Annotated in this window: 8 protein-coding genes; 3 read left to right on the top strand and 5 right to left on the bottom strand. The window is 52.5% G+C overall.

All coding sequences use genetic code 11. The annotated features are described in order from the left end of the window. Nucleotides 1-159 precede the first annotated feature (159 nt). Together HAP95_RS01725 and HAP95_RS01720 are read left to right on the top strand one after the other, a co-directional pair. The gene (locus HAP95_RS01725) at nt 160-8,736 is read left to right on the top strand and encodes a GH36-type glycosyl hydrolase domain-containing protein (protein ID WP_226832422.1); all 8,577 of its coding nucleotides are present in this window, start codon (nt 160-162) and stop codon (nt 8,734-8,736) included. Nucleotides 8,737-8,779: 43 nt separating this feature from the next. Further along, nucleotides 8,780-9,115, top strand: a complete 336-nt coding sequence (locus HAP95_RS01720) for a hypothetical protein (RefSeq protein WP_226832421.1) — start codon at nt 8,780-8,782, stop codon at nt 9,113-9,115. 391 nt (nt 9,116-9,506) lie between these two features. On the opposite strand, the gene HAP95_RS01715 is transcribed toward HAP95_RS01720, so the two are convergent. Together HAP95_RS01715 and HAP95_RS01710 are read right to left on the bottom strand one after the other, a co-directional pair. Beyond that, complete coding sequence (locus HAP95_RS01715; protein ID WP_215882795.1) at nt 9,507-10,559, bottom strand: CoB--CoM heterodisulfide reductase iron-sulfur subunit A family protein; 1,053 nt, start codon at nt 10,557-10,559, stop codon at nt 9,507-9,509. Nucleotides 10,560-10,875: 316 nt separating this feature from the next. Further along, the gene (locus HAP95_RS01710; RefSeq protein ID WP_215882698.1) at nt 10,876-11,061 is read right to left on the bottom strand and encodes a hypothetical protein; all 186 of its coding nucleotides are present in this window, start codon (nt 11,059-11,061) and stop codon (nt 10,876-10,878) included. Nucleotides 11,062-11,288: 227 nt separating this feature from the next. On the opposite strand from HAP95_RS01710, the gene HAP95_RS01705 reads away from it, so the two are divergent. Next, entirely contained in the window at nt 11,289-11,846 is a 558-nt protein-coding gene (locus HAP95_RS01705) for an FUSC family protein (RefSeq protein WP_215882697.1), read from the top strand. 124 nt (nt 11,847-11,970) lie between these two features. On the opposite strand, the gene HAP95_RS01700 is transcribed toward HAP95_RS01705, so the two are convergent. From HAP95_RS01700 to HAP95_RS01690, 3 genes are all read right to left on the bottom strand, one after another. Further along, nucleotides 11,971-12,693, bottom strand: a complete 723-nt coding sequence (locus HAP95_RS01700; RefSeq protein ID WP_193649310.1) for a S1 family peptidase — start codon at nt 12,691-12,693, stop codon at nt 11,971-11,973. 8 nt (nt 12,694-12,701) lie between these two features. Beyond that, the gene (locus HAP95_RS01695; protein WP_215882696.1) at nt 12,702-13,571 is read right to left on the bottom strand and encodes a transglutaminase-like domain-containing protein; all 870 of its coding nucleotides are present in this window, start codon (nt 13,569-13,571) and stop codon (nt 12,702-12,704) included. Between the two features lie 146 nt (nt 13,572-13,717). After that, nucleotides 13,718-14,134 (bottom strand): DEAD/DEAH box helicase family protein (locus HAP95_RS01690; RefSeq protein ID WP_215882695.1); only part of this gene is annotated, 417 nt, incomplete at its 5' end.

Raw genomic sequence — 14,134 nt, 5'->3', positions numbered from 1 at the left:
GGCGTTCCGTCACGAGAACATGTTGCATTACATATGAAGTCGAAGAGGAATAGATGATGCCTTGACGTATCGCTAAATTCCTCCGAGGAGAACGTCATATCTACAAAAAAATTAGCGTTCTCATCCTGCGTAAAAAACGCCCTGAACAATGCGTCGGATATGGACTTGTTACGCTCGGATCTGTTCAGCGTTGAACAACTGAAACAACATGCGGTAATGTTGGCTGGTCAACATGCTATTGATCCATACCCTAGGCCAGATCGCCTGCTACCACGCTTGGCCGACAATGCCGATGTTCTACGTGCAGCTTATGACGTGCTCACCGTAGGGACCGCGCAGGCTGTGCAGCGGACACTGTCTGGCGAGATCTGGCTGCTTGATAATTTCTACCTCATTGAGCAGCAAATCATTCTGGCCCGAAGGCATTTGCCTGTCGGTTATGGCAAGCAACTGCCACGCCTGCAATCCGGCAGCTTGGCGGGGTTCCCCCGTGTCTACGACCTCGCCTCTGAATTGATTGCGCATCAGGATGCCCGCGTCGACGGAGATAACGTCAGCGCCTATATCCATGCTTATCAGACCATTACGGCATTAACGCTGGGCGAATTATGGGCCTTCCCGATTATGCTGCAATTGGCGTTACTGGAAAACCTGCGTCGCGCTAGTCTGAACGTTGCTTGTCGGCGGGAGGAACGCAATGCCGCGATGGTCTGGGCGGATCGCATGCTCGCCGCCGCAGAAAAAGAGCCGAAACTGCTGATTCAGCTACTTGCCGAATTTGCGCACGCAGATATGCCCTTGACGGCGCCGTTTGTGGAGGAGTTTTACGCCAGATTGCAAGCCTACGGTCCCGCTATGGCATTCGTGCAAACGTGGGTCGAACATAAATTACTTGAACAGGGCATAACCGCGACCCAGTTGTCTGAAGTATCCGCCAGAAAGTCCGCCGCCAACCAGATATCCATGGCAAACAGCATTGGAAGCCTGAATTTTCTCGCGGCTATGGACTGGCGAATTCATGTCGAAGCGTACAGTGTTGTCGAACAAAGCCTGCGCCAGGACCCGATGGGCATATACGACGGACAGGATTTCGCAACACGCGATCGATATCGCCACGCTATTGAAGATATTGCACGCAGCAGTGGGCGTGATGAGCTGGCGGTAGCGGAGAAAGCGATTGCACTTGCCCAGGCGGCATCGCAGCAAGCAGGCAGAGAAGATCGATCTGCACATGTCGGCTATTACCTGCTGGATCGGGGTCGGCAGCGTCTTGATCTGGCGATGGGCTGCCATTTTGAATGGCGGTCAGCGGCCAGACGAATGGGCGATCATCTCCGCCTTTCCTTGTATATCAGCGCCATACTTCTGTTGACGGTGCTGATCAGCTTGATTTTGCGTGTCCCTCTTGAGAGCCTCAGCCCCACCGACTGGCGTATCTGGTGGCTAGGTATGGTCGGGGTTGTGAGTATTTCGGCTTTGGCGGTTTCTCTGGTACATCGCCTGATCACTCTTTTTATGGCGCCCGGCGCCTTGCCACAGATGGATTTTTCGCAGGGTGTTCCTGATGCGCACCGCTGCATGGTCGTTATCCCGACACTGCTGAGTTCGCCACAGGAAATTGACGCGTTGCTGGAGGCCCAGGAAATCCGCTACCTTGGAAACCGCGATTCCAATATTTACTTTGCGTTACTGACGGATTTTCGGGATGCGGGAGAGCAGACCAGACCGGAAGATGCTTTATTGATCGACTACGCACGTGTCGCTATTCAGACCCTCAACGCTCGCTATATTGATGATCGCCCCGGCCTGTTTTATTGGTTTCACCGGCCCCGAGTCTGGAACCCATTTGAACAGGTGTGGATGGGCTACGAACGCAAACGCGGCAAACTGGAACAATTTAATGCGCTGCTGAGAGGGGCCGCAGAGGCGGCAGCATTCTCAGAGCAGGTCGGCGACTTGTCCATCCTCGGCAGCATCCGTTATGTCATCACCCTCGATACCGACACCCAATTGCCCCGTGACACGGCGCGGGCACTCATCGGTCATATGGCGCATCCACTCAACCAAGCCGTATATGACGTCGATAAGGGCCGCATCGTCGATGGCTACGCGATCATTCAGCCCCGTGTAGCGATCGACCTGACCAGCGCCGGTCAATCGCTATTTACTAAACTCATGGCTGGGGATTCTGGGATTGACCCCTATACGCGCGAGGTGTCCGATGTCTATCAGGATATTTTCAGCGAAGGCTCATTTATCGGCAAGGGCATCTACGCTGTAGATGCCTTCCGCCAGGCGGTTGATGGCCGTTTTCCAGAAAACCTTATCCTCAGTCACGATTTGCTGGAAGGCGGGTATGCCCGTGCGGCACTGGCGACCAACGTCGTTCTGATTGAAGAATTGCCTGGCAGTTATACCGCAGAAGTCTCCCGTCGACACCGATGGATTCGGGGTGACTGGCAGATTATCGGCTGGCTATTGCCGTCGGTACCCGGTGCTCCAACCACCAACGGTATGCGGGCGCAGCGTCTGACCAATCCGCTATCCGGCTTGTCGATATGGAAAATTTTTGACAATCTTCGCCGCAGCCTGGTGTCATCCGCACTGTTGCTGCTGCTGGCGGGGGGCTGGCTTCTGGATCCAGCCTTCTCCTGGTTATGGACTACCTTGGTTACCGGGATCATCCTCGTGCCAGCCCTGCTTTCGCCGCTCATCGACCTCTTTCGCAAGCCTCAAGACCTCGACTGGGCGGCACATCTCTCCTTGACCAGGGCTTCGGCAAGTCGCCCGCTATTCTCAGCACTGCTGACGGTCGCACTGCTGCCCTATGACGCAGTGATGAGTCTGGATGCCATTCTGCGCTCAGGCATACGAATGCCTTTCACCCGTCGGGGATTGTTGCTTTGGCAACTGCCTTCGTACCGCAGCCGTAACGCCTGTCATACCCCCGGAGATTTTTTCAGGGAGCTCTGGAGTGCACCACTGCTCGCCATCCTCCTCGGAATAGCCTTGGTGACTGCCACCAGCCTGGGGATCAGTTCACCCTCGACGTTACTGTTCAGTATGCCCATTTTAGGGTTGTGGCTGTTTTCACCAGTTATCGCATGGTGGATCAGTCAGCCGTTGCGGACCGGTGTCACCGATCTGAATGATATACAGCGACGCTTTCTGCGGCTATCAGCACGACGTACCTGGCGTTTTTTTGATGACTTTGTCGGCCCTGCGGAGCACTGGTTACCGCCCGATAATTTTCAGGAGTATCCAACGACGGCCATTGCCTCGCGAACCTCACCGACCAACATGGGCATGTCGCTGCTGGCCAGTCTGGCTGCCTATGATTTTGGTTATATTACTATCGGCAAGCTCCTCCAATTGACTGAAAACACCGTGACAACCATGGAGCAATTGGAACGCTATCACGGTCACTTCTATAATTGGTATGACACGCGCACCCTGCAAATACTGAGTCCGCAATATATCTCAGCAGTGGACAGCGGTAATCTCGGCGGCTGCCTGCTCACCCTGCAAGCAGGGTTGAACGCGCTCAAAACTCATCCGGTGTTGCCGGACAACGCCTTTGCGGGCCTGCAGGATACGCTGTATCTGTTGGCAACATGCATCCACGACATCCCCATGACAGATCTGGCCAACAAAGTCCTTGCACTGCAAGATGTGTTGTCTGCCATGACGCTCAACGGATGCCCCCCATCCCTGGAGGATGCCCATCACCAGCTTGCCGCTATTCAAAGGATCAGCGGCGATCTCGTGAACGGACTCCCCGCCGATGTTCCGGCAGATAGCGACTGTGCTTACTGGGCGCAGGCATTTTATCAACAATGTCAGGCTTTGGCGCTGGATCTCAAAATCCTCGTCCCTGATGCGCGGGATGTGAACAATACCCTGACACTGACCGAATTAGCCCATGGTATTGCCACGGGGACGGCAGATGCCCAGGCAGCTGCCGCAGAACGGATAAGAGTCATCGATCAGTTGGTGGAGCGCTGCCGCGCGTTGGCGGCGATGGATTTTGAATTTCTTTACGACCCTGCGCGCGACCTGCTGGCCATTGGCTATGATGTCGGGGAACGGCGCCGTGATCCATCCTGCTACGACCTGCTGGCATCAGAAGCACGCCTGGCCAGTTTTCTGCTTATTGCACAAGGACAAGCACCTCAGAAGCATTGGTTTTCGCTGGGGCGCCTGTTGACGAGCCACGGCGGTGAACTATGCTTGATTTCATGGAGTGGCTCGATGTTTGAGTATCTCATGCCGCAATTGATCATGCCGGATTTCCCCAACACACTGCTCTACCAGACCTGCAAAGCGGCCGTCTCCCGCCAAATAGAATATGGGCGCCAACGCAGCGTACCTTGGGGAATATCGGAATCCTGTTTCAACGCCGTGGACATGCATCAAGTCTATCAATACCGGGCCTTTGGGGTTCCCGGTCTTGGTTTCAAACGCGGGCTCGGCGATGATTTGGTGATTGCACCTTATGCCAGCGCGCTGGCACTGACTGTGATGCCGTGGGAGGCCTGCACCAACTTGCAGAATCTTGCGGCGCAGGGGTTTCTCGGCGCCTATGGATTTTACGAAGCCATCGATTACACGCCATCCCGGGTGCCACCGGGCGAGAGTCATGCCATTGTCCGAACCTTTATGGCTCATCATCAAGGCATGAGTCTCCTGGCTTTTGCCCATGTGCTTCTCAATCAGCCAATGCAGCGCCGGTTTTTATCTGATCCCGGCATGCAGGCCACTCAGTTATTGTTGCAAGAGCGTCTGCCCAGGCAAGAGGCTACGTTTCATCCCCATGCAGCTGAAGTTAGCGCTGCAGCAAACGTGTCCAGCGTCGAAATCACCGCAATAATGCGCGTATACAGCAATCCGGACACGTCCATGCCAGAAGTCCACCTTTTATCGAATGGCCGCTACCACATCATGATCAACCACGCCGGCAGCGGTTACAGCCATCTTGACGGTCTCGCCGTGAACCGCTGGCGCGAGGATACCGCCACAGATGCCTGGGGAACCTTCATTTATCTGCGTGACCGTCATTCCGGACACTTTTGGTCGACGACCCATCAACCCACCCGAATCAAAGCCGATCACTATGAGGCGATTTTCGTCCAAGCACGGGCGGAATACCGTCGTCGTGATCAAATGATAGAGAGCTATATGGAGGTCAGCGTTGCGCCGGAGGACAATGTAGAGATCCGCCGTGTGACGCTCACCAATGTCTCCCCGCGCATTCGTCAGATAGAGTTAACAAGTTATACCGAGATTGTCCTCGCACCGTTGAATGCCGACCTTGCTCACCGTGCATTCAGCAATCTATTCGTTCAGACCGAAATTCTGTCAAAGCACAATGCGATTCTCTGTACCCGACGTCGTCGCTCGCCGGACGAGCAAGTGCCTTGGATGTTTCATCTCTTTGCTGCGCCCGGAGTTGCAGTCAGCGCAGCGTCTTACGAAACTGATCGCGCACAGTTCATCGGCCGTGGTCGTACCGCCGAGCATCCGCGCGTCTTCGACAGCCTACAACAGGCTACATTATCAAATAGCGAGGGTCCTGTATTAGACCCCGTTGTGGCCATCCGTCGTACGCTGACGCTTGGCGTAGACGAGTCCGCGACGGTACAGATCATTTCCGGAATGGCCGACACGCGTGAGGCCGCTATTGCCCTGCTGGAGAAGTATGGTGATCGTCACCTGGTGGAACGTGCTTTTGAAATGGCCTGGTTCCAGAGTCAGGAAGTGCTCCGTCATCTGAGCGCCAGTGAAGCCGATGCCCAGGTGTTTGGACGCCTAGCCAATTCCGTGGTGTACGCCAGTGCCCTGCGGCGGGCCGCGCCCAGTGTGATTGCCCGTAATCAGTTAGGACAATCCGGCCTGTGGCGCTTTGGGATATCAGGCGATTTACCGATTGTCCTGCTGCGCGTCAGCCAATTAAACCGCATCAATTTAGTAAAACAAATGCTGCAGGCCCATGCATATTGGCGACTGAAAGGACTGACGACCGATCTGGTGATCGTCAACGAAGATTTCACCAGCTACCGGGCCACGCTGCAAGATCAGATAATGGGCTTGATTCACGCGGGTCCGGAAGCACAAGTCATCGACAAACCTGGTGGCGTCTTCTTACGCCGCGCCGAAGAACTTTCTGAAGAGGATCGCGTGCTGTTTCAGACCGCCGCGCGTATTATCCTCACCGACAGCGCCGGCTCACTCATAGAGCAGGTGGAACGGCGGGTACCAGGGGATCACTTCCCTGCTCCGCTGAATCCGCAGTCACCCCCAGCCGTCGAAACAATACAACCGCTGCTTCCGCGTGAACGCATTTTTTTCAACGGGTTGGGTGGATTCACGGCCGATGGACGTGAATACGTTATCAGTATGGAGCCGGGCCAAAATACACCCGCTCCTTGGGCTAATGTGATCGCCAGCCCGCACATCGGCACGGTCATCAGCGAGAGCGGTGGCGCCTATACCTGGGTCGAAAACGCTCATGAATTCCGTCTGACCACATGGCACAACGATCCGCTCAGTGACAGTAGTGGCGAAGCTCTGTATATCCGCGACGAGGACACAGGAGTATTTTGGTCACCCTCTCCACTGCCCGCCAGCGGTCAGTCCGGATATGTGTGCCGCCACGGATTTGGATACACTATTTTTGAACATTATGAGTCGGGGATCTCTTCAGAAATGACCACTTACGTCGCGATGGACGCGCCAGTGAAATTCGTAGTGGTCAAACTGCACAACCATTCCAAGCGCCCGCGAAGGCTTTCGCTGACGGCATACTGGGAACTGGTGCTCGGCGAGTGGCGTCATGCCAATATGATGCATATCGTCACCGAAAGCGATCCGCACAACGGTGCACTGTATGCCCATAATGAATATGGGCGCGAGTGCGGACATCGGGTCGTTTTCGTTCAGACCAGTGAACGGGAGCGTACGATCACGGGCAACCGCAGCGAGTTTATCGGCCGTAACGGTACGCTTGCCAAAGCTGCGGCACTGTACCGCAGCCGTCTGTCAGATAAAACAGGGGCGGGTTTTGATCCCTGTGCCGCCATACAAACGCCGATTCACCTGGCTGAAGGCGCGGAGCGCGAAATCGTGTTTGTTTTTGGTACTGCGGCCAGCACCGACGAAGCGCAGCAATATTCAGACCGCTTCGCCAATAGAGAGTATGCGCGGCAAGCTTTGGCCGGGGTACAGGAATACTGGAGCCGGACCTTAGGTACGATCTATGTGGAAACCCCGGATCCTGCACTGAACGTATTAGCAAACGGGTGGCTGCTCTACCAAACCATCTCCAGCAGACTCTGGGGCCGCAGCGGCTACTACCAGTCGGGCGGGGCCTACGGTTTTCGTGATCAACTACAAGATAGCATGGCGCTGATCCACACGACCCCCGAACTGGCCCGAGAGCAACTGATCCGTTGTGCAGAGCGCCAATTCTGTCAAGGAGATGTCCAACACTGGTGGCACCCGCCCCACGGCCAAGGGGTGCGCACCCATATTTCCGATGACTATCTCTGGTTACCCTATGCCACCTGTCGCTTTGTGATGGCTACCGGCGATTCTGGCATTCTTGACGAACCCATTCATTTTCTCGAAGGCCGCGAACTGAATTCCGAGGAAGAGTCCTACTACGATCAACCCCAGCGCTCTGCTGAATCTGCCAGCCTCTATGATCATTGCGTTCGGGCGCTCAAAAACGGTTTACGATTAGGTGTCCATGGCTTACCTCTGATGGGCTGTGGCGACTGGAATGACGGGATGAATCTGGTCGGTCACGAGGGTCGGGGTGAGAGTGTCTGGCTGGCGTGGTTCCTGATTCAGAATCTACAGCAGTTTTCTGGTCTCGCGCGCAGCCGGGGTGACAGCACCATGGTTGATCTTTGCGTGCAACAGGCTGCCGTATTACAGGAGAACATAGAAAAAAATGCCTGGGACGGTGCTTGGTATCGGCGGGCTTATTTTGATGATGGAACGCCCCTTGGCTCTGCTACGAATGACGAATGCCAAATTGATTCCATCAGTCAGAGTTGGTCCATCCTCTCTAGCGCAGGTGATCCCTTGCGGGCACGACAGGCTATGGCCGCATTGGACAAACATTTGGTTCGTCGCGATGCGCAGCTTATCCAGTTACTCAATCCACCCTTCGACCGGTCGGCACTCGAACCCGGTTACATTAAAGGCTATGTACCTGGTGTGCGCGAAAACGGTGGACAATATACCCACGCTGCCATTTGGGCCGCCATGGCTTTTGCCCAAATGGGAGACAAAGTACGGGCCTGGGAGTTGTTTGACATGCTCAACCCAGTCCTTCATGGAAGTAGCGCTGAATCTATGGCCTGCTATAGAGTAGAACCCTATGTGATGTGCGCCGATATTTATGGCGCCACACCGCACATTGGGCGTGGTGGCTGGACTTGGTACACCGGCGCAGCGGGCTGGATGTATCGGTTAACGATTGAAACCTTGCTGGGTCTGTCGCTCGAAGTTGATCACCTGCATATCAAGCCCTGCATTCCAGCAGATTGGAAATCCTACAAAGTCCACTACCGCTACCGTGACACAATGTACCATATTACCGTCCATGGAATGAGCACTTCGTCCGTACAGGTGGTGCGCATTACTTTGGATGGTACTGAATTACCCCAGGACATGATTCCGCTCATGGATGATCGCCGCGAGCATACGGCTGATGTTTACCTAGATTAAACCATGATCAAATACAGTGAAGCTCCCAAGCAAGGAAAAGAAGTTGAAACCATTCTTTGAAAAACTAATTGCTATCAGCTTCATAGCTACAGCCTGCCTGATTTTTCTAACAGCATGGTCGCTAATGGCTTGGTCCATATGGAATTTATGGAATGCTTTGAGATTCGACAAATCGCTATCAGAAACTCTACTGAGTACAATCAGTTCAGTGGTTATAGCAATGGCAGTTGTCGAGGTCGTTCGTTACATTATCAAGGAAGAGATTTATCTTCCGAGAACTCAAATTACGCCAGGCCAGAAGGAAATAACAGGTGGTGTGGTAAAAATTTATGCGATTATTATCATTTCTGTAGGCATCGATGGGCTGGTTTTTTATTAAAGGCCGGTTTAGAAAACATTTCATTACCACCCTATCCCGCTGTCATTATTCTGGCATCTGTTTTAGCATTGGTCGGACTCGGAATATATCAAAAAATGACGAAATAATAGATGTCTTATTCTAATTTTCCGTAGAAATAAAGTTAATTATGTATTCTCATCCCGCGATGGATTCCACACAGGTATGGTCTTCCTCAAGGGCACATAGGCCGACAACAAGTTGGTCTTCCAGTGCTATATCATAAAGATGTGTTGTTGTATGGTATTCACGCAAAGAAACTTTTTCTATCACTATGGCCCTCAGGGACACCCGGTAAAAGCACCTTTTCGAACTTGAGGAGCAGCGTAGCAGGACGATATATACTTCGTTCCTGCCTTTGCCTTTATGGATATCAGCTGACCATTTCTTGCTGACGGTATAGATCACCAACCGCACGTGAGCCAGCAGACTGGCCTTGTGTAATGGAATCATCAATGGTTTCTGGCCCAGTGGCCGCACCGCAGACATAGATGCCTTTACGGGTTGTACCCTGGCTATTGGTATATTGTTCGGCACGATCAATAAAACCATGTTTTTCGAGATCAATACCAAAAGTCTTGGCAATTTCCGCATTTAGAACGTTAGGGTCCATACCGATAGCGTGAACCACGATATCCATGGGAATCACGATAGGTCGCTTCACTAGCGTATCCTCACCTTTAACCAGAAGACGTCCATCTGGAGATCGGGTGACTTCAGCAATACGAGCTTTGATGTACTTGGTTTTGAATTCTTCCTGACTTTTCCAATAGAACTCTTCATAGAGCCCAAATGTACGTATGTCCATGTAATAGATGAACACATCCGTACTCGGTGAGATCTCCTTGATTTCCATCGCCAGATTAATGGAAACCGTGCAACAAATCTTCGAGCACCATTCACGGCCAATCTGGCGATCGCGCGAACCGACGCAAAGCAAAATCGCTATACGCTCCGGCACGCGACCATCCGAAGGACAACGAATCTGGCCGGTGCCGACCATTTGTTCCAACTGGGTAGTGGTCAGCACGTCTTCATAGGTACCAAAACCCCATTCCGGTTTATTGATTGAATCAAAGTGGGTGAAACCTGTTCCCAGCACAATGGACCCGGCCTCGACCTTTTCACCATTGCTCAGAGTCGCCGTAAAATTGCCGGCTTCACCTTCAAGCATGGTCACCTTGGTCGATTTGTGGATGGCCACATTGCCATCCCTTTCTACCCGACTGACCATACGGCCAATAGCGTCTTTGGCCCACTCACCGGAAGGCACGAGTTTGGCGTAACCAGAAATAATAGGGGCACCGCCGAGAATGTCTTCCTTCTCGACAATGACGGCCTTCGTACCCATTGATGCGATGGTAGCAGCGGCTGATAAGCCAGATGGGCCAGCACCTACGACTAATACTGTATCCTGTGCACTCACTGATTTTTCTCCTTCTTGGCCGAAGGGCCAGATATTGCGAATGAATATTATTAACTGTTTATATACTTGACCATTATGCTCCACAATAATCCCTTTGCCCACGACAAATTTATTTTCAGCCATCCTCCCATGTGGGACTCTGAATTTTTATCTGCACACTATGAAGTTTGCTTCCTAACATTTTGTAAAAATTTATTAATTACAACTTTCATCTATTCTTTGGTCAAACAACCTTGTTGACGCTGCTCCCTGATGAAAATTGACTAATCATAAGGTCTGATTGAAAACCCCACCGAGTCTCGAGATATAGTCCGGCTTATCCACTTCGTAACAGGCGCATGCGGAAATGCAGCATCCGCACTTCGTATTTTTGCTTCACTGGCGGCCACTGGCCGGCGGTATACACCAGAGACAACACCCAAACCGTAGCCGCATCGATCACATGGTCCCCCTGATAGCTTTCATGCGGCATCAGCTCACGGGTGCTGGAAATCTTGCCCACCGAACAAAATCCTTACTTGTTCAGCTTGTTATGGCGAGGCAGGTCCCCGATGAATCGGCTGCCTTTGCCTTGCGGTAACCAACCCACGCATGTCAGACTGGTTGACTGTGTTCGGGATAGCCTATACCTAAGACAGACTCCATCGCCCCCGTTGGTCAGGAAGAGATCCGGAATCTGTTGGTAGCTGAAAATGTGCTTATCCCACCGTAAAATCGGAGCGTGACAACATGTTATCTGAATTTATCCGCCGCAAAGTCCTTGAGACTGAACAGCGTCTGGATCATTGGGATGCTTATGTTCGGAGTGTCTACGTGACGATTCTGGTAATCACGGCCTACCTGCTGGGATACGAGTTTGACATGATTGGCCCCATTCATGGCGGTGTTGCCGTAGTGGGGGCCTTGTGGGCGGCAGCTACCGTGTTGAGTGTGTATAAAGATAATCGCGTGGCCACCCGTGAAAGCTTCTTTTCTACCATGGGGTCCACTTTCCTGGGAGTGGCAGTGGCCTTGGTGTATCTGTTCTGGTTTCCACCCCATATGTGGGATCTGGCACTGATCATCGTTTTGGCTATGCTCATCAGTCAGGCGCTCGGATTGGCAGATCGGGGCAGACAGGTCGTCTCAGCCCTTTTGATCATTGTGATCTTTTCCCATTTGAACGCAGCGAATCCATGGATAAATGCCGCCATGCGGACGGTAGAAGTGTTCATTGGTGCAGGAGTAGGTCTACTGGGTGGCTACTTCGGCGAGAACCTGCCGGGATTGGATACAAAGAAACCATAGACCTTTGCCCTAATGATGCGCACCATCTCTTTCTGGACGCAATTATCTGTGCATGACGAAAAACTCAGTATCTGCAGCATGCGGAGTGGGATGCGAACCAATTTACAGCCACATATGCGCATTCTTAATTGGCTGTCAGGGTCATCAGAATATCGGCGTACCAAGTGCAATTAAGGCCCAGCGATTCATCTACCTCTACATCTCTTCCGCCCATATCAATACGTGCTGAGTGCACCCCCAGCAGTTTCCACGGTAAATTCTGGTCCCTGTTCGCAGAGCGAAGGACCACTGGGGCACCACTGCTGCCCCGATGTGTCCGGGCATCCGTTAGAAAATACCCCTGACCCTGAAAACGTAAACCGAAAGAAGAGGCAATAACGGCTTGCCGTACTACCGGTAAATGGTGCAGCGTATCATGGAACCCCAGCGGAAAGCCCACAACCAATAAAAAACTACCCACTTCAATTTCTTGGAACGCACTCTGCAAATGTGCGGGTGTAAAACACTGGATCACCACGGACTCCGGTAAGTCGTTACGATTGATTTCAATCACTGCTACATCAATTTCACCGCCGCTATCTTTACCCTGACGCCATAGACTCTTACCATCATGGTATAGATCAATAGATAATGCGGTTGCACAGGTCAAATTTTCAGCATCGGTATGCAGTTCAATCTCAATGCGGTTGGGGAAATGTTTGCTGGGCTTATCAGTCAATACATGCCGGCTGGTCACAAAAAAAAGGTGGTCGCCTCGGGCGAAAAAAAAACCACTGGCGCGCGTGAGTAGGCGCGTATTATCGAACGTCGACACGCGAACCGTGGTTAAGAGCAATGGTTCAATCATGGGAATCCTTAGTGCCAGTCATCCGTCGACAGAGCGGAGGGCACCCTCTGCGGCAAGACAAGAGAACCATTGGCATCGGCAATAGTCTCAATACCTATCCATGGTGGGGAAGATACCACCTCTCCAAAAATCGTCGCGAAAGCTACATCAGCGGCATCACGGCCCGTACCCAATCGTAACAGCCCCATAGGAATCGCGATGCCAGAAGGGTCGAATAAATACCAGCCTCCAACCAAATAAACCTCTACATAAGCATGGAAGTCGAAAGTGTCATAGGTCAGATTTATGCCATAATTAACACCTGTCGCAAACCGTGCGGGAATATTGCTGGCACGGCAAAGCGCAATCATCAAATGCGCGAAGTCGCGACAAACCCCCGCCGTTTCTATAAGTGTGTCAATAGCAGAGCTGTTGGAGTCAGAAGTGTTTTTTACATAGGTAATACGCCCCGCCACCCAGTCACAAATTGCCTGCACACGGCTATATCCTGTTTGACAGTGGCCGAACTCTCGCATGGCGAGCAGATAGAGACGATCTGATTGACAGTATCTACTTGGGTATAAATACCTCAGCACCTGAAATGGCAATTGCGCCACTGGAATCTCGTCTACCTGTTCCGGTTCAGCTATGTGATGGCTGAGTTCGACAGACGCCGTGTACCTTACCTGCAGGAGCCCCGTTGCCGCGCTTAGGCGTAGAAAGCGGTTACCCGTTGAAGGATCGTCTTCGACGTTCCACGGTACATTTTGGTTGATGATTAAAGATTCATGAACCACTTTCTGCCGCCTCGTTTGCGCGGCATGAATGTTGAAAATGAAATCGCTTCCGGGCGCATTCACCTCATAACTCAGCGCCAAGGATAGTCGCAGATGAATCATAGCCAAGGCATCCCTCTGCACAATAACTGGGCGGTTCTGGTTTCAAGTCTAGCCCTATTGTATATCTCTTTGTCATGCTGAGCCAGCTTTGTTGCTGCAACTATTTGAAAAATATAATTTATACGATTTATTTGAAAAGAGCTTCTTCAAAATCTGAGGCAACAGCCATAGTGACGAGTTTTGAGAACATGCTGGTCAGTCCGCTGAATGACTGCTTCCACTGCAAAGCGACCTTTCGCAAGGAGATAAGTAGTATTCCCCAACCCCATGTCGTCAGCCAGGCAAGCACCGAAGCCAGCCTCGGCCAGACGCATCGCCCAGAGATACCCTTCTTCCTGATAGGGGCGCAAAGTGGCCTGCAGATCAGTGGGGAGTTCCGACCGAAGGCCTTGTGCCGCCTGCAACTGTTTTATCCGGTCCCGAAAGCCACCATCCATTTCTGCTGAAGTGCCTGTCAGGAGATCGTCGAGCCAGGATGCCGCCAGAGGCGGTACGCGTAGCCCGCCTTTTTTTTCGGGCTCCGCCACTGCCGCGAGATCATTCAGTCGCTCTCGCAACTCACG

Origin of the sequence: Acidithiobacillus sulfurivorans, from assembly GCF_018853815.1 — a bacterium.
Lineage (GTDB): Bacteria > Pseudomonadota > Gammaproteobacteria > Acidithiobacillales > Acidithiobacillaceae > Acidithiobacillus > Acidithiobacillus sulfurivorans.
This window is presented reverse-complemented; position numbering and strand designations above follow the sequence as displayed.